Here is a 26,564-nt window from a genome sequence, read left to right on the forward strand (position 1 = left end):
ACCCTTTCCGTCGTCCCTCGTCTATTTATAAAGCAAATACCGTGCCAACTTTTAAAAGTGGTCTTACCAATAATGAAAACGCATTCAAAATGCAGTAAAATCAATACTTTGGAAAATAACAAAAGATTCTGTCTTATTTTGTCACTTTTTGTATACCATGCAATAAATTGCACGGTACGCAATTTATTGCATGCTATTTTTTGCATAGTCATACTTTTCTAGCTTGTAATATAAATTTCGAACGGAAATTCCTAACGCTTTTGCAGTTTGCGTTTTATTCCCATCAAATCTCTCCAAATATTCATGAATAATATTCCCTTCAAACTCTGTCACTAAATGTTCAAGTGGCTTTTCTTCTAATTCAGGTAATAAATGAGATTGCTTTGACTCCACCTGCTCTTCGTTATGTAATGGCGGTAAATGGTGTACATCAATATAGGTCTCGTTATAATTCATAAAGATAATAGCTCTTCCCAGAATATTTTCAAGTTCCCTCACATTCCCTGGCCATTCGTATGATTGTAAATATAAAATGGCTGAATCAGTGAGCCCTTCTACATTACGACCGTAATCTTGATTAATTTTTTGAATCAATCTGTCCGCAATTGTCGGTATATCTCCTTTACGTTGACGAAGAGATGGAATTTGAATTGGGATTTTATTTAATCGATAATATAAATCCTCCCTAAACTTCCCTTCTAGAATAGCCTTTTCTAAATTCACATGCGTCGCTGCAATTACTCGAACATTAATAGGTATCGCTTTCGTTCCACCAACTTTTACAATTTCTTTTTCCTGCAGTACACGAAGGAGTTTCGCTTGTGTATTTGCAGATAACTCCCCTATTTCATCTAAAAAAATACTACCGTTATTTGCTTCCTCAAAGAACCCACGTTTCCCGCCTCTTTTCGCTCCAGAAAACGCCCCTTCCTCATAACCAAATAATTCACTTTCTAACAACGTCTCCGAAATGGCCGCACAGTTTACACGGACGAACTTATTGTATTTTCGATTACTTCCATTATGGATTGCATGTGCAAACAATTCTTTACCAGTCCCAGATTCACCGCGTAACAGTACTGTTGCTGGTGTATTTGCTCCTAGCTTCGCCTGTTCGATAGCTGCCGTTGTTTCATCTGAATTCCCGACAATATCATCAAATGAATATTTCGCTTCTAATGTGCGAATAATTTGCCTTGCTCTATTCAATTCATTTGTTAACTTTTGAATTTCCGACACGTCACGGATAACGCCGACGCTTCCTTTCAATATTCCATCCACAATGACTGGTGCCACGTTTACAATTACATCGCGCTTTTTTTGCCCAATCTTCATATGTATTCCGCGCACCGCACGACGCGTTCGAAGTACTTTCATATGCATACTTTCGCCTTCTACAATATCAGTTGTAGCAGGCTTCCCAATAATATCTTCTTCTGTTAAACCCGTTAATTTCGTATATGCCGGGTTAATGACTAAACCTCTTCCTTTTTCATCTACAACCGAAATTGCTTCTTCAGATGAGTTAATAATTGCCTCTAATAGTGTTTGAATCTCCTTTAAATCTGTAACTTCTTCCGCTAAATCTACAACTTCTGTTATATCTTTAAAAATTGCAAATGCCCCTTGTACCTCTCCGCCCTCTTTTAATATCGGTATACGCGTTGTAATAATTTTCTTTCCATTCTCTAATGTTAGTTCATAATTTACTTCTATTTGTTTCGTACGTATAATGCGAAGTAATTTACTAGTTGGAATGACTTCTAAAATATATTTTCCTATCGCCTCTTCTTTTTTATAGCCGATAATGCGCTCTGCACTTTTATTAAAAAGACGAACTTGTCCCTCTCGATCAATTACGATCATGCCGTCATGTGTAGAATTTAAAATTAATTCTCCTTGTTGCGTTTGTTCCTCTAATCGCCCAATTAGCCCTTCCTTCTCATGCGCTAATCCTGTAACAATTTTTGCGATATCACCTGGTATAAGAAGAGTGTCTTTTTTCTTTTTTTCCAATAAAACCTTATGCACATCATCTTCACCTGTCATATCAAATATTACATCGATATGCATAGACAGAAATGGAGTTACACTTTCTCCAATTGCAATCCCGTATTCCTTAGCAATTTGTAGTCCTTTTGCCAACGGATTTATATCAATAATCCCTATAATTTGAAATATATTCGAACTTTGTAACAGATTCAGCAGTGCGCTCCCGCCTTCACCTGCACCAACAATTAATACTTTTTGTTTCATATATCCCACTTCCTCTCGAAGTAACTCTGCAAATTTTTTCACACCTTTATCTTACTCGTTCAGCACCCTCTTGACAAACCCCCTTTCCTTATAACATCATTAAAATATACGAAATAATCTGAAAAGGAGCGTTATGTATGCAGCGTTACGTTGCTCTACTATTAGCACTCATCCCTATTTCATTAGCTGTGTTTGGTATAAAGTTAATGAGAGATACTGTATTCGGGATTCTATTTCCATCAATCTCTATACTGTGGTTACAATTTTTAATCGGCGCTCTCTGCTTCGGGCTCGGGTTTTATATCTTCGGTGGCTTCGTCTTGCACCGAGACCGTAAACGAAATAAAGTACAAGCTCGCTTTAGAAGATAGGAATGCCCCACTATTTATAAATAAAAAAATGAGACCGTTACACGCGGTCTCATTTTTTTATTGGCATTAACGTTCTGGCCGTTTCAGGGTAATCAGTAATAATCGCCGATATATTCATATCAAAATATTTACGCATAAGTGCTTCTTCATTAATTGTATAAGGGCGAACCTCTACACCACTTTCCATCGTTAGTTCGGCAATAGCATCTTGAAGGTAACGATAATTCGGATGTACTGCTGTAGCCCCCATTTTTTTCGCGTATGCCCACGGACTATGCAAACCTTCGCGATATAAAATTGCTGTTTGAATATCAGGAGCCATCATATGGCACCGTTTCATACTGTAGTGATTAAACGAAGAAAATATAACACGATCCTCTAGACTAAATTTCCGTACAAGCGTTATAACTTCTTCCTCTAAACCTCTGTATGGAATTTTATTATTTTTAAGTTCAATATTAAGTAGCAAACTCGTTTGTGCAAGCCATTCTAATACCTCTTCTAAAAGTGGTATTTTACAAAAACCTACTTTATCACCAAATTTATAACTTGCATCTAACTTGCATAAGTCCTCATATACATAATTCCGAACCGCACCTTTTCCATTTGTTGTCCGGTCCACCGTTTCATCATGAATGACGACAACTTTTCCATCTTTCGTTAATTGAACATCAAGTTCAATTCCATCCGCTCTAAAAGACTCAGCCGCTTCAAATGAAATCATTGTATTTTCTGGGTACGTTCCAGCCGCACCACGATGTGCAAATATAAGAGTCATCCTCACTCCCCCAATCTTATGCTATACTATACGAAAAAGGAGGTACTTCTATGAGACCATTACAAATCTCTCCAGATACTGCAGTCCGCTTATCAAAAGCACTAGGTGTTCCACTTGAACAACTCATGCATATGCCGCAGCACATTTTAATTCAAAAGCTAGTTGAATTAGAAAAACAAAATAAAGATGAAGAATAATACAGTCCTGTTTTGCAGGACTTTTTATTATTTTCTATTATATCACGGATGCCTTTCCTACTAAAATCCTTTAACAGATGTACTACGATGTGATTTAGCCCGTCCTTCATCATTTAATAATGAATCACATCTTTTCTTTTTTTGTTACACGTCATAAAGAAAGCAGACCATTTATTTATAAGTCCCATTACGTCCTTAAAACACGATAATAAAAAACTAGAGAAGTCCTTTATATTATTTTTTATTGAATGTGCGGAGCATCCCCTGATTCGTATAGTTCTTTCGCTTTTTCCTCCCCGAATGTAGTTAAAATATAATGTTGCTCTTCTAACGCATCCATTGCTCTAGTTGCTTTACAAACGCTATCTTCTTGAGCATCCGAGAAATAATTGTGATCTTCTACAATTTTACTAAAATCTTTTTTCGCCCATCTATCAGCAATTGCTAAAAGTTCATTTTCCTTCGTAAAGCTACTCTTATTTATAATTTCTTTTAATTTTTTAGCATTACTTTGAATCATTGGGATAGAGCCCGATTTTCGTTCTGCCACCACTTTTTGATGAGTCATGCGATGCATCGCTGTAATGACTTCGCTTTCAGTAGAATTTTCAGTAACATACACATCAACAAGGACCCCATCCACCTCTCTACCTACTATTGTTTGGTCTTCTTTTTTATCTATTTGAGCGCTCACTTCTTTATCTACTTGATTATCTGCAAGTTCTAACATTCCAAATGTAACTGCAATAGCAAGAACTCCCATAGCTGCTACTATTCCTAGCCAAGTTGAAATTTTATTTTCCATTCCCCTTCTCCCTATCTATATCTATTTTATTGCCTTATAAAAAACTCACTTACATGTAATATTACTGAAAATAGGTTTTATTTTCCACACTACCAAATAATCTCTTTTTCTCAACAAAATAAAAAGACCAACGAATTATAACATTCATTGGTCTTTCATTAAAAAGTTTATTGGCTTTAAAATTAACATCGAGCATAGCGTTCCAGCATACATCGGTTTTACTAAAACGAAAACCCATTGCTACTTCTACTCTCAGCTAGCTTTATGTTCAAGTCTCAGCTTATCCGCAACCATTGCGATAAACTCAGAGTTCGTAGGTTTTGCTTTTGACATGGATACTGTATAACCGAATAAGGACGAAATAGAATCAATATTCCCACGGCTCCAAGCTACTTCAATCGCGTGACGAATTGCGCGCTCCACACGGCTTGCTGTTGTATTATATTTCTTTGCGATATCTGGATACAATACTTTCGTAATCGATCCTAATAATTCGATATCGTTGTATACCATGGAGATTGCTTCTCGTAAATACATATATCCTTTAATATGCGCGGGTACACCAATTTCATGAATGATACTCGTAATACTCGCATCTAAGTTTTTCGGTTTTCCATCTACTGTTGTTGCTGATCGGAATGATGGTAGTGGACGTTTAATCATAGCGTTTGCTTTACCACTCACTTGACGAATATGACTCGTTAAATTCTCCATATCAAATGGTTTTAATATGAAATATGAGGCACCTAAGTCAACTGCTTTTTTCGTCACATCTTCTTGGCCAAATGCTGTCAACATAATTACGCTAGGCTGTTTTAACCTTTCAATATGTCGCATTTTCTCCAATACAGCTAAACCATCTAAGTGTGGCATAATAATGTCTAAAACGAGTACATCAGGTTGCTTATCTGTTAATAAGTTTAAACACTCTTGACCATTATAAGCAGTACCGATTACTTCCATATCATCTTGAGCGGCTACATAGCTCTCTAACATTGATACTAGTTCTTTATTATCATCCACAAGACATACTTTAATTTTCTCCACAGCTTTTCCTCCCTTACCGAATCGATTCTCCGACATGTGTATCCTTCTAGGCTACATGAATTGTTCGACAATTGTGTGAAAATTCCCTTTTAAAGTTTCTTACTTTCCGATAAAATCACAAAAAAATATGTTTATCGTTCATTTATTCCCTTTCGCAACACATTCCATCATAGAAATACAACGAAACGTTCAACCCTTTCCTTTTATTTTACAACAAAAAACACCTCTTGCGGAGCTTTTACAAAATTTCAACGAATTTTTCAACAGGAAAAGCGAGCTAATAATATATATTAGCTCGCTTTTTTCTCTTGATCATAAATATTAATTCCAGCTTGATGTAACATCCATTCAATATGAACACCATATCCTGATGTTGGATCATTTACAAATACATGTGTAACAGCACCAATTACTTTTCCATTTTGTACAATTGGACTTCCGCTCATTCCTTGTACGATACCGCCCGTTTTCGCTAATAGACGTTTATCTGTTACTTTTATTACCATACCCTTTGTGGCTGGGAATTTTTGCTGCACTGTACTAACGACTTCAATATCAAACGCTTCTACTTTATCTTGATCAATAACTGTTAATATTTTTGCCGGTCCTTCTTTTACTTGATGAGATAATGCGATAGGCATTGCTTTATCCATTATACCGTTTTTCATATTCGTATTTAATTTTCCAAAAATACCATATGGACTATTAATTGTAATATTGCCAATCACTTCACGGTCTGGTGAGAATCTTGCTAATTTCTCCCCTGGATTCCCATGACTACCTCTTTCAATTGATGTAACTGTCGAGCGCATAATTTGTCCATCTTCGACTTGAATCGGCTTTTTCGTATCATTATCAGAAATAACATGACCAAGTGCCCCATATTTCATAGAATCTGGATGAACAAATGTCATCGTTCCAATTCCAGCTGCCGAATCACGGATATACAAGCCAATTCGATAAGACGATTCACCGTTGTCTTTTTGTGGAGTTAACTTCGTACGAATATATTTTCCATCTCTTAACAATACAAGATTAAGCGGTTCACCTGTTTCTCCACTATTATGAATAAACGGTGCTACATCACTCATTCTTTCAATTGTTTTACCATTAATTTCAGTAATCATATCTCCAATTTGTACACCTGCTGTTTCACCAGGAGATATTTTACCTTTTTCAGTTTGAATTAAATGATGGCCTACAACAAGTACACCTTTTGTATTTAATTTCACACCAATTGATTGTCCACCTGGAATCACTTTAAAATCTTTTAACACTTTCACATTTACTTTTTTTACTGGAAAACCAGCAAGCTGAAATACCATATCAGCTTCACCATTTTGATGAGAATTTACCATAAGTCCTTGTTTTTGTTCATTCGAACTCACTGTAAATACATGACGATTTGTGGATGAAGCTTTGAAAACTGGTAATGATGATATTTCTGATTGTTGTCCTTCAAAAACAACAAGTTGTTTCGGTGATGAAATAAACGTTCGAAGCGGTTTAAAACATCCAATAAAAACTAAAGAAACAAGGAGACAAAGACCTATTATTTTTCGAAATTTTTCTAATTTCAACTTGTTCACTCTCCTCGCTCCTACCCCACATTCAGCCTCTTGGCTTCACTTTTTAATCTCTCCTTGCAGTGCTTTATTTATAACCGGAAGAATTAAGAAATCGTCATTTGAGAAAAAAAGCTATCCATTACTGGATAGCCTCTGCTGTCTGTTTAAAATGATGCGCTTGCGTAAGTAATTCTTTCGCATGCTCTGTCGTTAAATCTGTGATTTCCACACCAGAAATCATTCGAGCTATTTCTGTTACTTTATCCTCCATAGTTAAAACAGTAACCGATGTAATTGTCCGATCATTCGCTACTTGTTTTCGAATAAATAAATGTGAATCTGCCATTGAAGCTACTTGAGGTAAGTGCGTAATACAAAGTACTTGCGAGTTTACTGATACTCGATAAATTTTTTCCGCAATAGCCTGTGCGACCCGGCCACTTACACCCGTATCCACTTCATCAAAAATAACAGATGCAACCCCTTGATGCTTAGAAAAAATGCTTTTTAAAGCTAAAATGATACGAGATAACTCTCCGCCAGATGCAACCTTTGAAAGTGGTTTTAGCGGCTCTCCTGGGTTCGTTGAAATATAAAATTCCACATGATCGTAACCATCCGCCGTAAGTCTTACCGGCGCACCTTCCACAAGGGGCTCTTCTACATTTCCTTCTCTCTTCATAATTCTCACTTCAAATTTCGTTTTTTCCATATATAATTCTTTTAATTCCTGATGAATTGCATTTGTAAGGTGTTCTGCAAGCTCATGACGCATATTACTTAACAACGTTGCTTCTTTCAGAATAACACTTTCTAATTCCTTCAACTGTTTCTTCGTCGTTTCAATATGAACGTCTTTATTTTCAATCGTAAAAATTTCCTGTTCAATTTTATCAGCATACGCTAAAATCTCTTCTACAGTATTTCCATATTTTCTCTTTAGCATACGAATTTCATTCAAACGTGTTTCGATTTCATCTAAACGATTTGGATCATATTCCATCATATCGAGCTTTTCTCTCAGTTGATAGGCAACCTCTTCTAATAAGTAATAGCTATTTGCAATTGAATCATGATTCTCCTGATACACTTCATCTAAATGTGTAATACTTTCCATTTGCCCCATTGCACTTCTTACATTATCTAACCCTTGTCCGTCGGCACTTAACGAACGATATGCATCACCTAACGCTTTATAAATCTTTTCAAAATTAGAAATTTGCAATCGTTCCTCAGTTAATTCATTTTCTTCATCCATCTTTAAATCCGCCTTGCGAATTTCTTCATGCTGAAATTGAATTAAATCTAAGCGATGTGCCATTTGTTGCTCATTTTCACTTAACGATTTCAATTGTTTTTTTAATTTTTCATAGTCAGCGTATACGTTTTGATATATGTCTAATTGTTTAACGATTCGATCCCCATCAAAGTGATCAAGCATAAACAGATGTCGTTCTTCATTCATTAAATCTTGCGTTTCGTGCTGTCCATGAATATCAACAAGTGTTTTCCCAATTTCTTTTAATATGCTAAGTGTAACAAGCTTCCCATTTACACGACATACACTCTTCCCGTTCGCAGCAATATCACGCTTTAAAATAATCATGCCATCTTCTATTTCTATATCTAACTCTTCTGCCTTTTCAATACATGGATGCTTCTCATCTTCAACATAAAATAGCCCTTCAATCTCAGCCTTCTCTGTTCCATATCGAACAAATTCTGCTGACCCACGGCCACCTACAAGTAAACTAATTGCATCAATAATAATCGATTTTCCGGCCCCTGTTTCACCGCTTAAAACCGTTAAACCTTTTTGAAAAGAAATATTTAATGCTTCAATAATAGCAAAGTTTCTAATCGATAATTCCGATAACAATGCCCCATTCACCTCGTTATAAAATAATCCCTTACTAAAGGATTTTCTCAGTTCTTCATTCAAATAATCATGCTATATATTTGTATGTATATACTCTTCTAACCCGCTTCATTGTACCAAACATTTGTTTTACGGGTCAATCCATCTATTTTCTAACTTTATGCAAACAAAATATTATATTACAATTGAAAATTCATATTTTTAACCAATAAAAATATCTTGTTCACTTTCCACTTTACGATGGAAAGCAAACAAGATTTTTTGTTACAACATATTTAAGAAACGATCAGAGACAACACCTGTATCGTCAGGTGTACGGCAAATAATTAAGCAAGTATCATCACCACAGATGGTTCCGATGATCTCATCCCACTCTAAATGATCAATAAGTGCTCCAAGTGAATGAGCGTTACCAGGCAATGTTTTTAGCACAAGCATATGTCCTGCCGTGTCTAATTTTACAAATGAATCCACTAGATTTCGTTTTAATTTTTGTAACGGGTTAAATCGTTGATCTGCTGGCAAGCTATATTTATAGCGCCCATCATGTAATGGCACCTTCACTAAGTGCAGTTCTTTAATATCGCGCGATACTGTTGCTTGCGTTACATTAAATCCCTCATTACGTAAAATATCAACTAATTCATCTTGTGTTTCAATTTCTTTGTTTGCAATAATTTCCCTGATTTTAATATGGCGCTGACCTTTATTCATACATTTGCACCTCACACTATCTCTTACCATAGTTTAAACATTGGTATACTTCACTTATTTATGTTAACTTATAATTCGTTTCTTGTACACAATTGTTTTTACAATCATTATACAATTACAGCAAAAAGAGGAACAACATATGTTATTCCCCTTTCCCTTTTTGTTTTAGAACTTCATGCGCTTCTGTAACAACTTGCTCTATAGAAATCGGAGAATGATTTTCGCCATTCTCACGTTCACCATGCCATTTCAGATGAATTAAAAATTCAATATTACCATCCCCACCCGTAATTGGTGAGAATGTTAAACCTTCCACATCATAGCCTTCTTTTAAAGCAAACTCGACAATCATTTCTACAACAGCTTCATGTACTTTTCTATCACGAACGATACCTTTTTTCCCAACTTGCTCTCTTCCAGCTTCAAACTGCGGTTTAATTAACGCTGCTACATCTCCGTTAGGCATAAGCATTGTTTTTAAAACTGGCAGTATAAGCTTTAATGATATAAATGAAACATCAATACTTGCAAATTGAGGTAAACCACGTTCTAAGTCTGCTGGTGTCACGTAACGGAAGTTTGTTCGTTCCATTACGACAACACGCTCATCTTGACGTAATTTCCACGCTAGTTGATTGTATCCTACATCTAATGCATAAGATAATTTCGCTCCATTTTGAAGCGCGCAATCTGTAAAGCCACCAGTTGATGAACCAATATCTATCATAACTTTATCTTGTAAATCAAGATGAAATGTCTCTAATGCCTTTTCAAGTTTATAACCACCACGACTTACATACGGCATAACTTGTCCCTTCACCGTAATCTCAGTATCTTGCGAGATTTTCTCTCCTGGCTTATCAAGTCTCATCTCATTTGCATATACGAGTCCGGCCATAATGGCGCGCTTTGCTTTCTCACGCGTTTCTATAAGTCCTCGCTCTACTAATAGTACATCTACTCTTTCTTTTTTTACGCTCATTTGTTACGCCCTTTTTTGTTTTGATGGAATCATTGTATGAATACGGTCTACAACAGCATCTGTCGTTAAACCAATTTCTTCTAATAATTTTGTTACACTTCCGTGCTCTATGAAGCGGTCTGGAATACCCATTCGTTCAACTAATGCACTATGGTAACCATTTTCAGATGCAAATTCAACTACTCCTGTTCCAAAACCACCGATTAAACAAGCTTCTTCAATCGTTAAAATCGGTATATTCTTTCCTAGAAGATCATGTAAATATGCTTCATCCATTGGTTTAATAAAGCGAGCATTCACTACTTTCACTGAAACCCCAGCTTTTTCAAGACGCTCAGCTGCTTCCATTGCCATTGGTATTGTCGTACCAAACGTTAAAATAGCTGCTTGTGTACCCTCTTTTAACGTCTCCCACGTACCGATTGGAATCGCCTTTAATTCTTCATCCATATGAACGCCAAGTCCATTACCGCGCGCATAACGCAATGCGATTGGTCCATCTTCATATTGCATCGCCGTATAAACTAAATGTTGTCCTTCATTTTCATCTTTCGGCATCATAAGCACCATATTCGGCAAGTGACGTAAGAATGAGATATCAAATACGCCTTGATGCGTTTCACCATCTGCTCCTACTAATCCCGAACGATCTATTCCGATGAAAACATTTAAATTTTGGCGGCATATATCATGAACAACTTGGTCATATGCTCTTTGTAAAAATGTTGAATAAATCGCTAAGAATGGCTTCATTCCTTGCGTTGCCATACCTGCTGCCATTGTTGTAGCATGCTGTTCTGCAATACCTACATCAATCATACGATCTGGGAATTCTTTTTGGAATTTCTCAAGTTTTGATCCAACAGGCATTGCAGGTGTAATTGCTACGATACGCTCATCTGCTCTCGCTAGCTTAAGTACTGTTTCACTAACGACAGCACTCCATGCTGGTGCAACTTCTTTCGGCTTAACGAAGTCACCTGATTCAATTTTATAAGGTCCTGTTCCATGCCAAGTTCCAATAACGTCACTCTCAGCCGGTTTATAACCTTTTCCTTTTTTCGTAATAACATGAACGAGTACTGGGCCTTTTGTTTTCTTTGCATATTGCAACGTTTCGAATAACTTTTCATAATCATGCCCATCGACTGGACCTAAATATGTAAAGCCTAACTCTTCGAAAAAGACACCAGATACTAGTAAATATTTAAGACTATCTTTTATTTTCTCTGCTGTCGCAGCCACTTTCCCGCCAACTGCTGGAATTTTCTTTAATATATACTCTAATTCATCTTTTACCCAGTGATATTTTCCTGCGGTACGTAAACGACCGAGCACATTATGAAGCGCACCAACGTTTGGTGCAATTGACATTTCATTATCATTCAAAATAACAATCATGTCTGTTTTTTCATGTCCAATATGGTTCAATGCCTCTAAAGCCATTCCGCCTGTTAAAGCACCATCTCCAATAATTGGTATAACATATTCTTTCGTTTTCTTTAAATCACGTGCCAGAGCCATTCCCATTGCAGCCGATAACGAAGTCGAGCTATGACCAGTTTCCCATACATCGTGCTCACTCTCACAACGTTTCGGGAAACCACATAGACCTTGATATTGCCTTAATGTGCCAAACTCTTTCGCGCGTCCAGTTAAAATTTTATGTACATAGGATTGATGTCCTACATCCCATAAAAATTTATCTTGCGGGCTATCAAATAATTTGTGCAGAGCAATTGTGAGTTCTACTACACCTAAATTAGGTGCAATATGTCCACCTGTTTGAGAGAGCTCTTCAATTAAAAACTTACGAATATCCTCACTCAATCCCTCTAGTTCACTGATAGACATATCTTTCAAAAAACTAGGGTTTTGAATTTGCGTTAGATCCACATGGATCACTCACTTTCATTTCATAATCTGTCAACATGTCAAATATTATAAAAAACATTTACACAAAACAAGAAATTCTCTTTTCTATTTTTCGTCTTGTCCCGCTATTAACCAGTCTATTGCGCCTTAATCCTATTATAAACCATATTTCTTTAGGCGATGAAAAAAATAGCCGCTAACACGAAGTGATAACGGCAATGTAATCTACATATATTTTTGCCAATAACAAGAAAAGAAAAACCTTTTCCTACATTTATATCATAAAATGATGAATGACTCAACAAATGAAAACGCTGTTATATTAGTTATTACGTTTTGCAATCAAATCGCAAATAGATAGTAAATATTCATCTTGTAATTGCAAGGAGCTAATCGCACCTTTTGCTTCTGCAATTGTTTCTTCTAAAATATCCTTTGCTCTATCTACAGTGAACAACGTCGTATATGTGCTCTTTTCATTAGAAAGATCACTACCAATCGGTTTTCCAATCTCTTCTTCAGTTCCTTCGACATCTAAAATATCATCTCGAATTTGGAAAGCTAGACCGATATATTTGGCAAACGTAAGCAACTTTTCTTCTTGCTCTTCTGTCGCATCAGAAAGTATCGCACCCGCAAGTACAGCAAATTCAAGTAGTTTTCCGGTCTTATGTTTATGGATGTACTCCAATTCATCAATCGTAAGGCGTTTCCCTTCCGCTTCCATATCTGCCACTTGTCCGCCAACCATTCCTTCTGGTCCTGCTGCTTTTGCGAGTTCAAGTACAAGTCTTACTTTTTTTTCAGCAGAAATTTCTTTTTGCTCATATGCCATAATAACTTGAAAAGCGTATGTCAATAAGCCATCTCCTGCTAAAACTGCCATCGCTTCACCAAATACTTTGTGATTTGTGGGCTTTCCTCTTCTTAAATCATCATCATCCATACAAGGTAAATCATCATGAACTAACGAATATGTATGAATCATTTCAAGAGCACAAGCTGCACCTACTCCAAGATTTCTTTCTTTCCCAAACGCTTGTAATGTTGCAAACAAAAGTAACGGGCGGAGACGTTTTCCACCCGCTTCCAAAGAATATGCCATCGCTTCACGAAGTACATTTGGACATTGTAATCCATTTGCATAGCTTACAAGTTTTTCTTCTACGAAAGTTTTACTTTCTTTCAAAAAAGTATCAAAAGCAATCGTCACTATGCTTCATCTCCTAAAGCAGTAAACGGTTCAAGCTCTCCATCTTCCCCAAGAATAACTGCCATTTGTTCTTGTACATTCTTCAGCTTCTCATCACAAAGCTTAGATAATTCCATACCTTCTTTAAAATAAGAAATCGCTTCTTCTAAAGGTACGTCACCTTGTTCTAGCTTAGAAACAAGATGCTCAAGTTGCGAAATTGCCTCTTCAAAGCTTAATTTATTTTCCATTATTCAATTCACGCTCCTCTATGCCTGATACGCTACAATCTAGTATTCCATCTTGTAATTGAACTGAAACAGCATCTCCAAGGCTTACATCTTTCACACTTTTTAACACTTGCTTCTCTTCATCATATACAAGCCCGTACCCTCTCATCATTACTTTAAGCGGACTTAACGCTTCAAGTTTTTGAGCAGCTCTTACAAAGGCAAATTCTTTCGTTTGAAGTAACGTTTGCATTTCACGTTGTAATTGCTTTTGCAACGTTTCCACAGCTACCTTCGTTTGCATAATTTTTTGAGATGGGTGGTGCTTCTCTAAATAAAATGAAAGTTGCTTTAACTGATTCACCTTTTTATCAATATAGCGCTCTTTCGCTAAAACAAGCTGTTCTAGCGCTCTATCTAATTGCTCTTCCTTTTGCTCATATACTTGTCTTGGATAACGGAACGCATACGATTTTTGCAACACTTGTAGTTTTTCTTCTTTTTTATGTACTAACTCTCTCATTGCTCTTTGCAATCTCAGAGTTCTTTGTAATACCTTTTCTTGTAACTCTATAATGTTAGGTGCTGCCAACTCAGCTGCTGCGGTCGGTGTTGGCGCGCGTAAATCTGCAACAAAATCTGCAATTGTAAAATCTGTTTCATGGCCTACTGCCGAAATAATAGGAATTTCACTCTTAAAGATTGCTCTTGCAACCATTTCCTCATTGAAAGCCCATAATTCCTCAATAGAACCTCCACCACGACCAACGATTAGTACATCTATCTCTGCCATTTCATTCGCTGTACGAATCGCTTGTACAATCGAGGGAGCCGCTGACTCCCCTTGTACAAGTACCGGAAATACAATAACATTCCCAATTGGATAACGACGTTTAATCGTTGTTATAATATCACGAATCGCTGCTCCTGTTGGCGACGTAATCACACCTATTGTTTTAGCGTAAGGAGGAATCGCTTTTTTATAAACTTGAGAAAAAAGTCCTTCCTCTTCTAAACGAACTTTTAACTGTTCGTACGCTAAATGTAAATTTCCGACTCCGTCAGGCTGCATGTCTTGAATATAAATTTGATAAGAACCACTCGCCTCGTAAACAGAGATTTTTCCTTTCACGAGTACCTTCATCCCATTTTCAGGTTTGAATTTAATATTACGATTATGGCCCGCAAACATAACCGCTGCGATTCTTGCATTTTCATCTTTCAATGTAAAATACATGTGGCCACGGCTATGATTTTTAAAGTTGGAAATTTCACCTTTTAACCAAACAGACTGCAAATGCGGATCATATTCTATTTTTGTTTTTATATAGCGTGTTAACGCTGTAACGGTTAAATATTGCTTCTCCATTTCTCTCTCCTCATAGCCGACTCAAATTATTTACAAACGACACCTGCACGTTTGGCAGATTCAACAGTATTATGAAGAAGCATTGTGATTGTCATTGGACCAACACCCTTTGGCACAGGTGTAATGTAACCCGCAACATCTAACACGTTGTCAAAGTCAACATCACCACAAAGTTTTCCTGTTTCTAAACGGTTAACACCAACGTCAATTACAACCGCCCCTTCTTTAATATAATCCGCTGTTATCATTTTAGGTCGTCCAACAGCTACGATTAAAATATCAGCTAACTTCGATAACTCTTTCATATTTTGCGTCTTAGAATGACAATATGTGACAGTGGCATTTTCATTTAAAAACAATTGACCCACTGGTTTACCGACAATATTACTTCTTCCAATTACTACTACATGTTTTCCAGAAATATCAAGATTTGTTTCTTTTACTAATTCTACAATACCATGCGGTGTACATGGAAGGAATGTATCTTGTCCCGTCATCATACGTCCCACGCTGATTGGGTGAAATCCGTCTACATCCTTTTCTGGTGAAATTCTTTCAATGATAGCTTTTTCTTCAATATGTTTTGGTAAAGGTAATTGCACTAATATGCCATTAATACGGTCATCGCCATTTAAGCGATCGATTTCAGCAAGCAAACGTTCCTCAGTAATTGTTTCAGGAAGTTCAATTAGCTCTGAGTAAATCCCTACTTGTTCACAGCCTTTTTCTTTTCCTTTCACATAAGAACGAGATGCTGGATCTTCTCCAACTAAAATAACTGCTAATCCTGGTACAATACCTTGCTCTTTCAACTTCACAACTTCTTCTGTTAATTGTGCTCGTTTTTTCTCCGCAACTTCATTTCCTTTGATGATTACTGCTACCATTTTAAGATTCCCCCTTAAAGAATTTACAGTGTATCTTTTATATTAGATAAAACGCCGTTAATAAAACGACGAGATTCCTCATCCCCAAATGTTTTAGCAATTTCAATTGCTTCGTTAATTGTTACGTTGTGTGGAATTTCTTCCATGTATTTCATTTCATACACAGCTACACGTAAAATACTGCGATCAACAATACTAATACGCTCAAGCTTCCACTTTTTTAAATTTTGACGAATCGCTTCATCGATTGCTTCTTTATTTTCTACAAAACCTACTACAAGTGACTCTAGAAACTCATTTGTTTCTTCGCCTTCATCTAGCGTGTTTTCCACTGCTACTTTCGGTTCTAATTCACCTGTAATATCCATTTGGTATAATGCTTGCATTGCTCTTTCTCTAGCCGTCCTACGTTTCATTGTAACTCTCCTTTATGCTTCAAGTCTTTCCTTATACTTTGTTATATTATTATAATTTATAAGCCGTCAATTCACTTACTCTTACAGTTTTCATTGATTTTCCAACCTTATAATACAATGATAATAACACAATTTATCGTTTCACACACGGGTTACAAGGCTGAAAAATAATAAAAAGATTAACTTCAAGTTCCATATCTTATCACAATGTACGTTTTTTGGGAAAACGACACATTTTCTTGTTTATTTCTTATTTTTTGAAATAGTATAATAATTAGAGGGTTGTAATTTGTGAAGAAATGAAACGATAAAAAAGATGCCTATGTTACTAGGCACCTTTTCATTCTTACACTGGTTCGATTTCTGTTTTTTGTGTTTCGAATGTTACGCCAACGATGTGAACATTCACTTCTTTTGGCTCAAGTCCTGTCATTGTAAAGAGTGCTTGGCGAATATTGTCTTGAATCTTTTGTGCAACAACTGGAATTGCTACACCAAAATACATTACAACATAAAGGTCAACGATAATATCTTCGTTTGCTAATTCAACCTTTACACCTTTACCATGATTTTTCTTACCTAACTTCTCAACAACATCTGTAGCAAAATTACCGCGCATTGCCGCTACACCTTCTACTTCAGCAGCTGCAATACCTGCAATTACTTCAATTACTTCTGGTGCAATTTCTACTTTACCAAGAGTTGTATCTTGACCCATATCTAACATATGTTCAGCCATGAAAAAAACCTCCTTTAATGTATCACTGCGTCACAAGTTCATGCTCTTCCAAAAATTTCGTATTAAACTCACCTTTTACAAAATCAGGATGATCTAGCAATTGCAAATGGAACGGGATTGTTGTATGTACGCCTTCAATGACAAATTCACTAAGTGCGCGCTTCATTTTTGCAATTGCCTCTTCACGTGTTTTTCCGTGAACAATTAATTTAGCAACCATCGAATCATAGAAAGGTGGGATTGAATATCCCGGATATACAGCTGAATCGACGCGAATACCAAATCCTCCTGGTGGTAAGTACATTTCTACTTTACCTGGAGATGGCATAAATTTTTTGGCAGGGTTTTCCGCATTAATTCGACATTCAATTGCCCAACCATTAAATTGTACTTCTTCTTGCTGTAACGATAACTTTTCTCCTGAAGCAACAAGAATTTGTTCTTTAATTAAGTCCATTCCTGTTACCATTTCAGTAACCGGATGCTCAACCTGAATTCTCGTATTCATCTCCATGAAGTAAAAGGTTTTCGTTTTATATTCATAAATAAACTCAACCGTACCAGCACCTGTATAATCAACCGCTACCGCCGCTTTAACTGCCGCTTCACCCATCTGCTTGCGAATCTCTTCATCAAGTGCAGGTGATGGACTTTCTTCTAATAGTTTTTGCAAACGGCGCTGAATTGTACAATCACGCTCTCCTAAATGAATGGCATTTCCATGTGTATCTGCCATTATTTGAATCTCAACATGGCGGAAATCTTCAACGTACTTTTCTAAGTATACACCAGGGTTCCCAAAAGCGGTACTAGCTTCTTGCTGTGTAATTTGAATTCCTTTTATAAGCTCTTCTTCATGGCGTGCAACACGAATACCTTTTCCACCGCCACCTGCAGTCGCTTTAATAATAACTGGATATCCAATTTGATTAGCAAGCTCAATCGCTTCTTCGGTATTTTTAATAATCCCTTGTGAACCTGGTACAATCGGAACCCCTGCTTCTTTCATTGTATCACGAGCAACGTCTTTTGTGCCCATCTTTGAAATAGCTTCTGGACTTGGACCGATAAAAATCAAGTTACATTCACGGCATAACTCTGCGAAATCTGCATTCTCTGCTAAAAATCCGTATCCCGGATGAATAGCATCGCAGCCTGTTAACTTCGCAACGCTAATAATGTTTGTCAAATTTAAATAGCTTTCTTTCGAAATCGTTGGTCCTACACAATACGCCTCGTCTGCAATCTGTACGTGAAGTGACTCTTTATCTGCTTCTGAATAAATTGCAACTGTTTCAATATCCATTTCTTTACAAGCACGAATAATTCGTACAGCAATTTCCCCACGATTGGCTATTAATACTTTTTTTATCATCACAAAGACTCCCTTATTACGCTTTTACAAGAAATAGCGGTTGTCCATATTCAACAAGCTGTCCGTTATTAACAAGAATTTCAACAATTTCGCCCTCTACATCAGCATCAATTTCGTTAAATAACTTCATAGCCTCGACAATACATACGATAGAATCTTTCGATACTCTATCCCCAACACTTACATATGGAGGTGTATCAGGCGAAGAAGAAGAATAGAATGTACCTACCATCGGTGATGTGATTTTATGTAGGTTTTCATTTTGAACAACCTTCTTCTCTTCTTGTTTTGGCACTTCTGCTTGCGCTGCTGCTACTGTCGTTTCAACTTCAACAGGCGCTACTGGTTGCATAGCTTGTTTTGCTGCAGGTGCTTGCACAGCAACAACTTCATTACCACGCTTTTTCATTTTGATTGTTGTACCGTCTTTTTTGTATTCAAATTCATCAATATTAGAGCTATCAATTAATTTAATTAATTCACGAACTTCTTGAATTTTAAACATGTAAAATCCACTCCCATACTCTTGTTTGTCCCGTTTTTACAGATTCTCGTCACGAAAACTAGATTGACTGTAAAAATACGATGTACTCTATTAGAAAATATATTTCATTAACTAATAGAAATATTTACTATTTCCATCTTACGATAAATTTTTTAAACATTCCAATTTATATTTCTTTATAATAAATCGAAATTCCTGTAAAAATATTATTCCAATAAAAATTTAATACCTAGTAATAATACCAAGTTTCACATGAAATTGGCAAGACCACTTCTTAAAAAACATTCACTACTTTTGCAAAACGTTACAAAGCAAACATGCCATTCCCTCCTCACTCTTCACCACACCTATAGTCAATAACATATTTTTACCAAATATTATTTTTTTGTTTACACGCCGTTCATCATTCCTTCATATAAGAATAGTATGTTCAAAGTGTAGAAAATATATTGTGTTGAGGTGTGGAAATATGATATGGCTCATTCTCTTTTTACCTGCCGTAATCGTTTGGGCATGCGTTCTTTTCATCCACGTCAAATCCGGAAAAAGTAATCATCAGTACCATGAACCATTAATCTTTTACTCACAACGTGTTTCTCCATTCCGAGTTGAACATAGTAAAAATAATTACAAAGACGACATAGAAAAAAGCTATCGAAAATGATAGCTTTTTTCTATTCACACATTTACTTGCATACTCTATTTTACTATTTGCATACCCTTTGCTTAGTAAAAGATAATAATCCGCAGGGAAATCCCTACGGATTAAAGTTTCACTTATTTCGCTGGTGGATCAAATTTCACACCTACATCTTTTGATCCGCCTTCACTTCTTACAAGTTGAATAATTTTATTTGCTTCTTTCTGTGAATGTTTTGCCGCTTTAACCGTTACTCTAATATCAGTGCCATCAGCTCTTACAAGAGCATCTGGATATCCTCCTTGAGATTTAATTACTGTCTCAAGTAATTCTTGCTTCGTTTCCATTGTCGTAATGGCATCAAAATTTTCTTTCGCTTTATTCTTTTCTGTTGCTGAAGCTTTTGTTGAACTCATCACTTCTTGTAATTTTGCTTTTTGTTCACTACGCTGATCTTCCATTTGCATACGTAAAGCTGTGAAATTCTCATCACTTGATTGAACTGATACATTGCCCTCTTTTTTACTTGTTTCTTTTTTTGCATTTTCTTTTTTGTCTGTTTCTTTATTTGTTGTTTCCTTGCTTGTATTTTCTTTTTTCGGAGTTTCTTTAGGCGCTTCGTTTGTTACTGCTTTATCAGTACCTTGTTTTTCTTGTCCAATCTTTTCACCTGTTGCCGGCGATGCTGTATTCATTTTGTCAGGAGTTGTCACGTAATACACAGATAGTACAACAACTAAACTTAACATCGTTAATAACCAAACTGTTTGTTTTTTTAACACTTTATTTCCTCCCTATCAATTTTTCGGTGAAACTGAAACGCGATGGGCCGGTACATCTAGCAGCCTTATCACAGCTTCTTTTACCATTGCTTTAACTTGTATATTATCCACTCCCTTTGCTACGACAAGAACACCACGTACTTTCGGCTTCTCTGTTCGTAAAACAACAGGAGTTTCTTTATCCCCTTCACGTATAATGACAGTCTTTTCATCAAGAGACTCGTCCTCTACTTCTCTCTTACCGCCTGTTTTATCTGTTTCACCTGTTGTTTGTGAGCGTTTCACTGTATTTTTTTCTAAAATTTTTTCTTCAGATGAATCCAAATTCACTTTAATCGTTACGTCTTTTACTCCTGCTATTTCTTCTAAAGCAGTTTTTAATTCTTGTTCATACGCTTTTTCATATTTTTCTACATTTGACATATTATCATTATTTTTTTGTCCAAAAGTTGGTACATCTTTTTCCTGGTTTTGAGTTTTTTGTTCTTTAAATACAGGTACTTCTTCTTTTTTACTTGAAAAGAGACTACTAGAAAACATAAGCAAAATTCCAAGTATGAGTAGGACAAGTAAGAACTTAGGTGTTACCTTTCTTCCCTTCTCATTACTTTCTTTTTCATCTCCATTCAATAAGTTTCGAAAAAATGAGAACTTCGAATTTTTATCTTTATTGTCCATTTACTCTACCTGTCCTCCCTTCCATTTGAACTTGGATTTGTTTATTCTCTAGTTGCCACCTGCTTGAAAAGAAGTCTTTCATTTCTACATTCGTTTCCTCTACTTTTTTCGGTGGTTCTTTCGTGTTAATTTCAACTGGTTTTACTGTTTCGATTGCATCATTTTTACTACGTTCTTTTTCTTTTAACGTCACAACAACAGATTGAATATCTTTCGCTGACTTTACTTCCGCTGTGCTTTCCGCTGCGACTATTTGTATTTCAGAGACTGACATACCATACTGTTTCTCAAACTCTTTTCCTACTTCTTTTTTCATTTTGGTAGCCATCTCTTCTAAACTATATGCACGTGTTAGAGCTTGTATTTCTTTTTTCTTCGAATCTATTGAATTTTTTACAGATCCTTCTGCTACGTACTTTTCTTCATTAAAATTTGCAATTACTTCATTTACATCTGTCTGCAATAGTTTAAAAAGGGGTGTTAAAATTAATACGACTAACAAAAGACTTACAACGAATTTAACGTATTTTTGCAAATTCGAATTTGGAAGAATAAGATGAAGCATTGTCGCTAAGAGCAAAAAAACGATAATATTTCTGATCCACTCTGTAACAAATTGCATACTCTTCACCTCCTACCGCATCATAAGTGTAATATTCCCCGCAGCAATAATAATTGTAATACTTAAAAAGAACATAAATGATACGATAGCTAAGCAAGCAAATACGTAAATGATGCTTCGTCCAATAATGTCTAAGCATTGAATAATTGCTCCGCCGCCAACCGGTTGCAATACTGCTGCTGCGAATTTATAAATAAATGCGATACAGAAAATTTGAATCGCTGGAAAAGCAACAATTAAACATAAAATGACGAGCCCAATAATTCCGACTGTGTTTTTCAATAATCCTGATGCGCTAATAACAGTATCTGCCGCTTCTGTAAACATCCTTCCGACTACTGGAATGAAGTTCCCTGTTACAAATTTAGCAGTTTTCACAGCTATTCCATCAGCGACGGCTGTCGCTGTTCCTTGTACAGATAATACTCCTAAAAAAATCGTTAAGAAAATACCGATAATCCCAACGCTAACGTTTTGCAGAAGCTTGGACAATTTCGTCACTTTATATTGATCACTCATTGTACTTACAATACTTAATATCGTTGCCAGTAATAAAAGCGGTAGAACGATATAATTCATAAGAAGCCCGCTTGTATTCATTAAGAAAATGATAATCGGATGAAAGAAAGATACAGATACAACCCCGCCACCAGTCGCTATAAGCGCCAATAAAATTGGCAATAGCGCTAATATGAAATCTACCATTGTTTGTATCGTTTCTCTTGCATATGTCATAACGACATAAAAACTATTTAAAGCAAAAATAATAAGTACCATATATACAACAGCATCAGCAATTTTACTTACACTACTTTTTGAAAAAGCGGATTGCAGTGATTGCAACAATGCACTAAAGATTGTGAGCATAATGAGTGTGCCAAGCAGTTTTCCATTAGCTGCAAGCTCATGAAATAAATATTTTAATAACCCTATCATCCACTCTTTTAGAGAGAATTCTTTTTCTCCCTTTACAAACTCCATAAAACTCCCTTTTTGACTCTCTGGCAAATAGCCTCCATATTTTGTAACAAGCCCGTCCCAAAATTGCTTCACATCTTCAATTCCGAGCTTATCCAATTGTTGATCAACGACGTTTGTTTCTACAGGAGAAGCTTGTACAACAACTGGTAAAGAAAAGAAAAGGAAGCAAGCAAATAGCAGCTTAGCTCCAAACCTCCTCAACATTCACTCCCCCTTATCCCGTCGGTAAAAATCCGAGAATAGTTTCAATTACAACCGTCAAAATAGGAATTGCCATAACGAGAATTAAGATTTTCCCAGCAAGTTCAATTTTCGAAGCGATGGCACCTTGACCAGCATCTTTTGTAATTTGAGCTCCAAACTCGGCAATATAAGCAATTCCAATAATCTTTAGTAACGTTTCCACGTAGACGTTACTAACTTTCGCTTCACTCGCTACTCTCTCAATCATTTGTAAAATAGAATGAATTTGATCGATTAAAATAAGAAACATCACGCTACCTACGAACACAATAAATAAAGATGTAATACTAGATTTATGCTGGTTCAAAACAGCAGCTAAAAACGTAGCAACGAGGCCTAATCCGACAATTTGTATAATTTCGATTCGAACCGCCTCCTTTACTGGAAGAGAAAGACACTTTTAATCTTGTCGAATAGCGTATTAATTAAAAATGCAACATGAAATAAAATGACGACAAAACCGACAAGGATAACCCAATTTGCAATATCCTCACGCTTCAATTCTTTTAGTACAGTATGAATGAAAGCTAAAACAATGCCGATTCCGGCGATTTGAAATATTAATCCAACATCAATGGACATCGCCTTTCTCCCCCCTATAGCAGTAAAATTACAATTAGTAGCCCTGCTAGTACCCCTAAGCTCTTAATCATTTTTTCGTATTGCAGTTGTAAAGCTTTCGCTTCCTCTTCTTCTCTCTCCAAATGTGTAATACATAAGCGAATATGTTTTTGTTGTGATTCACGATCATGTTGCCCGAGCGTTTCACCAAATTGCTGCAGTATTTCATACTCGGTTTGTTGAAAAGCCGTCAACTTCCAATTCTCTTTCAAACTATCTATCCAAGCTTCCCTTACCGTTTGTTCTCCACTTTCTAGTTTTTTAGCGAAACTTTGAAATATCCAATTTAATGGCTTTGGCATTTGTTTAACTAATCGCTCGGCAGCCTCAGATAAAGGTGTGTGTCCATACATAATTTCTGCCTCTAATGATTGAAGTGCTGATTTTAATAACCTAAGTTGCCTCGGCCTCTCACTGTATCTTTTAGCGTACGAAAACCCGAAAAAGGTGCTGACCGCAACGATTAACACTGCACCAAATATTTTCACCATACGCCCTCAGCCTTTCTATTTGATAACACTGGTTTTCCATATTTATCTTTCACCTGCATAACCGTTCCTGGACCCCTCGCTTTTGACAACTCCACAAACCTATCAAATATACCAAGCTCTAGCACTGCCTTGAGCGATGGACGTCTCACAACATCCTCATAGGAAAATCCGTGTGCGCTTATAAAAAGCTGAACACCTGCATGCACTGCCTCCATAATTGCTTCACTATCTTCTTTACGGCCAATTTCATCTACGATCAAAATATCAGGACTCATAGAACGAATCATCATCATCATTCCTTCTGCCTTTGGACATGCGTCTAACACATCGACTCGGGTACCAAAATCATATTGCGGGATTCCTTTCACACAGCCAGCAATTTCTGACCGTTCATCAACGATCCCCACTTTACAGGAAGGAATTTCCGAAGCACTTACCCCTTGACTCATGCAACGTGCTACATCTCTTAAAAGTGTCGTTTTTCCCGTTTGGGGAGGGCCAATTACCATCGTGTTTAACCACCTTTTTTCATACAAATATGGCAAAAGCGGTTCAGCAATCCCTATTTTTTGACGAGCAATACGAATATTAAAGGAAGAGACATCACGAATCATTTTCACTGCGCTTTTTTCTGTAATGACTTTTCCTGCTAACCCGATTCTATGCCCCCCGCGAAGCGTCACATACCCACGTTTTAATTCCTCTTCCATCGTATAAATTGAGAATTGACTTAATTTATTCAATAAATAAATAGCATCCTCTGCAGTAGTGATATAGTCATAAAAAAACACCTTTCCGTGTGCAATACACTCTAGCGGCCTTCCAATTCGAACACGAATTTCCTCTAAAGCATCGTATTGCTTACATTCTTCAATTAAGTACTTCATCGTTTTTGGTAAAACTTCTAATACCTCTTTCATCGGCTTCTCCCCACTATACTCGACTTACTATTTCAGTAATGCGATAAAAATACAGCAAATTCCAAGCGCTAGAAAAAAGAGCTTCAAGAAAGAAATTTCACTTGCTACACTCGCTATCCCAATTGTCATGGTTAAAATTAATACGGTAGGTCCAACAAACGCCAACATACCATTTATAAACAACGCTTTCTTCGCATCATTCACATAAAGCATAAGCAAAGCAGCAAATATCTCCGCACTACCTGAAAATAATCGAAGTGCCCCCATAACAAGCACGGATGTTTCCATTGCCGCTAGCCACTGTTTCATTCTTCCACCTTCTCCCGTAACAGTTACTAACTTCGTATTCTAAAAAAGAATATATTTGTACAACCATATGCAGAGGTTGTCTATTTCAGAAGTAAAAACATAATTTTTCTCTAAAGTCTGAATTAGAATCTGAATATTCATATTATTTTATGGTATATTATGGTATATTTAGTTTGAAAGGGGTTTAAACCATGCAGCACGTCACTTTATTACCACTAGATTTATGCTATACAAATGTGATTTTCGAGCTATCAAGTGATCCACATATAAAAAATGCATTGGGGATAACGGTAGAAAACATCGAAGACACGAAAACATTTCTTCTTTTCGCAATAGAAGAAGAGCGTCAAAAGAAATCCTTATCGAGAATGATTGTGAATGAAGAAAATGAAATAATTGGCCTCACCACACTTAAACATATTAATAATGAAAAAAAGCAATCTCACATTGGTAGTTGGATTGGCTATCCATACTGGGGAAAAGGCTATAACGAGGCTGCTAAAAAAGAAATCTTTAAAATCGCCTTTTTAGACTTACAACTTTCCTACGTATTTGCTGGTGCTAAAACGAATAATATCCGCTCACTAAAAGCACAAGAAAAACTACCCTATATTTCATTGCATGTGGAAAACAAGTTTCCAGACGAACACGCTGCACTAGAGAAAGAAGTAAGGTCACCTTGCTCTCTGCATGTCGTGTCACGTGAAAATTTTTTAAACTGGTTGAAATTACAGAATGAGGAGGAAAAATATGAAGGCATTGAAAATTAGTTTAACCGTTGTAGTAGAATTAGCTCTTATTTATCTTTTTTCATTATTAGTCGGTTGGTCATTTATAGAGACCTTTTTCCTTGGTAGTTTAGCAATATTTGCAATTATGTGGTTAATTATTATGAGTAACCATAGAAATAACATTACAGATCACGCAATAAGTAAAACATTAACTGGCGTTGAGACTGGCGAAATAAAACCATTTCAAATTGTTTTGACTCCATCTATTATGGGTACTCTTTCACTTGTTTTAGTCAGTTTTATAGTAACAGCTATTTACTATCTACCCTATTTCCTATAAAAAAAACACTCGTGAATTATC

Annotated in this window: 31 protein-coding genes; 5 read left to right on the top strand and 26 right to left on the bottom strand. The window is 36.3% G+C overall.

Features of this window, described 5'->3' with window-relative positions:
* Positions 1–183: 183 nt before the first annotated feature.
* Entirely contained in the window at positions 184–2,256 is a 2,073-nt protein-coding gene (locus ACTFSL_RS12280) for a sigma-54 interaction domain-containing protein (RefSeq protein WP_060851772.1), read from the bottom strand.
* A gap of 137 nt (positions 2,257–2,393) precedes the next feature.
* On the opposite strand from ACTFSL_RS12280, the gene ACTFSL_RS12285 reads away from it, so the two are divergent.
* A complete protein-coding gene (locus ACTFSL_RS12285) occupies positions 2,394–2,627 on the top strand; it encodes a DUF2627 domain-containing protein (RefSeq protein WP_135277413.1) in 234 nt (77 codons plus the stop codon).
* A 49-nt stretch (positions 2,628–2,676) separates the two neighbouring features.
* Here ACTFSL_RS12285 and ACTFSL_RS12290 read toward each other — a convergent pair whose 3' ends face one another.
* Positions 2,677–3,405 (bottom strand): glycerophosphodiester phosphodiesterase, encoded by a 729-nt coding sequence (locus ACTFSL_RS12290; protein ID WP_135277415.1) that lies wholly within the window; start codon positions 3,403–3,405, stop codon positions 2,677–2,679.
* A 50-nt stretch (positions 3,406–3,455) separates the two neighbouring features.
* On the opposite strand from ACTFSL_RS12290, the gene ACTFSL_RS12295 reads away from it, so the two are divergent.
* On the top strand, positions 3,456–3,602 hold the full coding sequence (locus ACTFSL_RS12295) for a YycC family protein (RefSeq protein WP_001247671.1): 147 nt from the start codon (positions 3,456–3,458) through the stop codon (positions 3,600–3,602).
* Positions 3,603–3,843: 241 nt separating this feature from the next.
* On the opposite strand, the gene ACTFSL_RS12300 is transcribed toward ACTFSL_RS12295, so the two are convergent.
* The 15 genes from ACTFSL_RS12300 to accB form a co-directional block, all read right to left on the bottom strand.
* Complete coding sequence (locus tag ACTFSL_RS12300; RefSeq protein WP_135277417.1) at positions 3,844–4,407, bottom strand: PRK06770 family protein; 564 nt, start codon at positions 4,405–4,407, stop codon at positions 3,844–3,846.
* A 252-nt stretch (positions 4,408–4,659) separates the two neighbouring features.
* Positions 4,660–5,454, bottom strand: a complete 795-nt coding sequence (gene spo0A, locus ACTFSL_RS12305; protein ID WP_011110369.1) for a sporulation transcription factor Spo0A — start codon at positions 5,452–5,454, stop codon at positions 4,660–4,662.
* A 290-nt stretch (positions 5,455–5,744) separates the two neighbouring features.
* On the bottom strand, positions 5,745–7,043 hold the full coding sequence (spoIVB, locus tag ACTFSL_RS12310) for a SpoIVB peptidase (RefSeq protein WP_002000940.1): 1,299 nt from the start codon (positions 7,041–7,043) through the stop codon (positions 5,745–5,747).
* Between the two features lie 118 nt (positions 7,044–7,161).
* Positions 7,162–8,901, bottom strand: coding sequence for a DNA repair protein RecN (recN, locus tag ACTFSL_RS12315; protein ID WP_000947768.1), 1,740 nt, complete (start codon positions 8,899–8,901; stop codon positions 7,162–7,164).
* A gap of 264 nt (positions 8,902–9,165) precedes the next feature.
* On the bottom strand, positions 9,166–9,615 hold the full coding sequence (argR, locus tag ACTFSL_RS12320) for an arginine repressor ArgR (RefSeq protein WP_001032580.1): 450 nt from the start codon (positions 9,613–9,615) through the stop codon (positions 9,166–9,168).
* A gap of 142 nt (positions 9,616–9,757) precedes the next feature.
* Complete coding sequence (locus tag ACTFSL_RS12325; protein WP_000111875.1) at positions 9,758–10,597, bottom strand: TlyA family rRNA (cytidine-2'-O)-methyltransferase; 840 nt, start codon at positions 10,595–10,597, stop codon at positions 9,758–9,760.
* A 3-nt stretch (positions 10,598–10,600) separates the two neighbouring features.
* Positions 10,601–12,493 (bottom strand): 1-deoxy-D-xylulose-5-phosphate synthase, encoded by a 1,893-nt coding sequence (gene dxs, locus ACTFSL_RS12330; RefSeq protein ID WP_000366452.1) that lies wholly within the window; start codon positions 12,491–12,493, stop codon positions 10,601–10,603.
* 301 nt (positions 12,494–12,794) lie between these two features.
* Positions 12,795–13,685 carry a (2E,6E)-farnesyl diphosphate synthase gene (gene ispA, locus ACTFSL_RS12335; protein ID WP_000150380.1) on the bottom strand — a complete coding sequence of 297 codons (891 nt, stop codon included), beginning with the start codon at positions 13,683–13,685 and terminating at the stop codon, positions 12,795–12,797.
* Positions 13,685–13,915 carry an exodeoxyribonuclease VII small subunit gene (gene xseB / locus ACTFSL_RS12340; protein WP_000428423.1) on the bottom strand — a complete coding sequence of 77 codons (231 nt, stop codon included), beginning with the start codon at positions 13,913–13,915 and terminating at the stop codon, positions 13,685–13,687. The genes ispA and xseB overlap by 1 nt, the downstream gene beginning before the upstream one ends.
* Positions 13,905–15,263, bottom strand: coding sequence for an exodeoxyribonuclease VII large subunit (gene xseA / locus ACTFSL_RS12345; RefSeq protein ID WP_119683916.1), 1,359 nt, complete (start codon positions 15,261–15,263; stop codon positions 13,905–13,907). Before xseA ends, xseB begins: the two co-directional genes overlap by 11 nt.
* Before the next feature lie 26 nt (positions 15,264–15,289).
* A complete protein-coding gene (gene folD, locus ACTFSL_RS12350; RefSeq protein WP_000226732.1) occupies positions 15,290–16,150 on the bottom strand; it encodes a bifunctional methylenetetrahydrofolate dehydrogenase/methenyltetrahydrofolate cyclohydrolase FolD in 861 nt (286 codons plus the stop codon).
* 23 nt (positions 16,151–16,173) lie between these two features.
* Positions 16,174–16,566, bottom strand: a complete 393-nt coding sequence (gene nusB, locus ACTFSL_RS12355; protein ID WP_000830247.1) for a N utilization substance protein NusB — start codon at positions 16,564–16,566, stop codon at positions 16,174–16,176.
* Positions 16,567–16,912: 346 nt separating this feature from the next.
* Positions 16,913–17,305 (bottom strand): Asp23/Gls24 family envelope stress response protein, encoded by a 393-nt coding sequence (locus tag ACTFSL_RS12360; RefSeq protein ID WP_000807630.1) that lies wholly within the window; start codon positions 17,303–17,305, stop codon positions 16,913–16,915.
* 22 nt (positions 17,306–17,327) lie between these two features.
* Entirely contained in the window at positions 17,328–18,680 is a 1,353-nt protein-coding gene (accC, locus tag ACTFSL_RS12365) for an acetyl-CoA carboxylase biotin carboxylase subunit (protein WP_000592871.1), read from the bottom strand.
* Between the two features lie 16 nt (positions 18,681–18,696).
* Positions 18,697–19,185 (bottom strand): acetyl-CoA carboxylase biotin carboxyl carrier protein, encoded by a 489-nt coding sequence (accB, locus tag ACTFSL_RS12370; RefSeq protein ID WP_000472866.1) that lies wholly within the window; start codon positions 19,183–19,185, stop codon positions 18,697–18,699.
* 469 nt (positions 19,186–19,654) lie between these two features.
* Between accB and ACTFSL_RS12375 the strand changes: the two genes are divergently transcribed.
* Positions 19,655–19,849, top strand: a complete 195-nt coding sequence (locus tag ACTFSL_RS12375) for a hypothetical protein (RefSeq protein WP_002179810.1) — start codon at positions 19,655–19,657, stop codon at positions 19,847–19,849.
* Between the two features lie 113 nt (positions 19,850–19,962).
* On the opposite strand, the gene ACTFSL_RS12380 is transcribed toward ACTFSL_RS12375, so the two are convergent.
* From ACTFSL_RS12380 to ACTFSL_RS12420, 9 genes are read right to left on the bottom strand one after another with little or no spacing between them, the layout of a single operon-like run.
* The gene (locus ACTFSL_RS12380) at positions 19,963–20,607 is read right to left on the bottom strand and encodes a SpoIIIAH-like family protein (protein WP_000914710.1); all 645 of its coding nucleotides are present in this window, start codon (positions 20,605–20,607) and stop codon (positions 19,963–19,965) included.
* 15 nt (positions 20,608–20,622) lie between these two features.
* Positions 20,623–21,285, bottom strand: coding sequence for a stage III sporulation protein AG (spoIIIAG, locus tag ACTFSL_RS12385; protein ID WP_119683918.1), 663 nt, complete (start codon positions 21,283–21,285; stop codon positions 20,623–20,625).
* A complete protein-coding gene (gene spoIIIAF / locus ACTFSL_RS12390) occupies positions 21,275–21,907 on the bottom strand; it encodes a stage III sporulation protein AF (RefSeq protein WP_001161052.1) in 633 nt (210 codons plus the stop codon). Before spoIIIAF ends, spoIIIAG begins: the two co-directional genes overlap by 11 nt.
* A 12-nt stretch (positions 21,908–21,919) precedes the next feature.
* Positions 21,920–23,092: a stage III sporulation protein AE gene (gene spoIIIAE, locus ACTFSL_RS12395; RefSeq protein WP_000946110.1), complete on the bottom strand. Its 1,173-nt coding sequence runs from the start codon at positions 23,090–23,092 to the stop codon at positions 21,920–21,922.
* A 10-nt stretch (positions 23,093–23,102) separates the two neighbouring features.
* Positions 23,103–23,486, bottom strand: coding sequence for a stage III sporulation protein AD (gene spoIIIAD, locus ACTFSL_RS12400; RefSeq protein WP_077393170.1), 384 nt, complete (start codon positions 23,484–23,486; stop codon positions 23,103–23,105).
* A 23-nt stretch (positions 23,487–23,509) separates the two neighbouring features.
* Complete coding sequence (gene spoIIIAC, locus ACTFSL_RS12405) at positions 23,510–23,713, bottom strand: stage III sporulation protein AC (protein WP_000020914.1); 204 nt, start codon at positions 23,711–23,713, stop codon at positions 23,510–23,512.
* 14 nt (positions 23,714–23,727) lie between these two features.
* Positions 23,728–24,243 (bottom strand): stage III sporulation protein SpoIIIAB, encoded by a 516-nt coding sequence (gene spoIIIAB, locus ACTFSL_RS12410; RefSeq protein WP_000238702.1) that lies wholly within the window; start codon positions 24,241–24,243, stop codon positions 23,728–23,730.
* Positions 24,237–25,163 (bottom strand): stage III sporulation protein AA, encoded by a 927-nt coding sequence (gene spoIIIAA / locus ACTFSL_RS12415; RefSeq protein WP_000665905.1) that lies wholly within the window; start codon positions 25,161–25,163, stop codon positions 24,237–24,239. Before spoIIIAA ends, spoIIIAB begins: the two co-directional genes overlap by 7 nt.
* 27 nt (positions 25,164–25,190) lie before the next feature.
* Entirely contained in the window at positions 25,191–25,472 is a 282-nt protein-coding gene (locus tag ACTFSL_RS12420; protein WP_000816050.1) for a YqhV family protein, read from the bottom strand.
* A gap of 191 nt (positions 25,473–25,663) precedes the next feature.
* Between ACTFSL_RS12420 and ACTFSL_RS12425 the strand changes: the two genes are divergently transcribed.
* Both ACTFSL_RS12425 and ACTFSL_RS12430 read left to right on the top strand, forming a co-directional pair.
* Complete coding sequence (locus ACTFSL_RS12425; protein WP_001164986.1) at positions 25,664–26,242, top strand: GNAT family N-acetyltransferase; 579 nt, start codon at positions 25,664–25,666, stop codon at positions 26,240–26,242.
* Positions 26,223–26,543 (top strand): hypothetical protein, encoded by a 321-nt coding sequence (locus ACTFSL_RS12430; protein ID WP_000645572.1) that lies wholly within the window; start codon positions 26,223–26,225, stop codon positions 26,541–26,543. The genes ACTFSL_RS12425 and ACTFSL_RS12430 overlap by 20 nt, the downstream gene beginning before the upstream one ends.
* The last annotated feature ends 21 nt before the right edge of the window (positions 26,544–26,564 follow it).

Origin of the sequence: Bacillus cereus group sp. MYBK108-1 (genome assembly GCF_051917185.1) — a bacterium.
GTDB lineage: Bacteria > Bacillota > Bacilli > Bacillales > Bacillaceae_G > Bacillus_A > Bacillus_A cereus.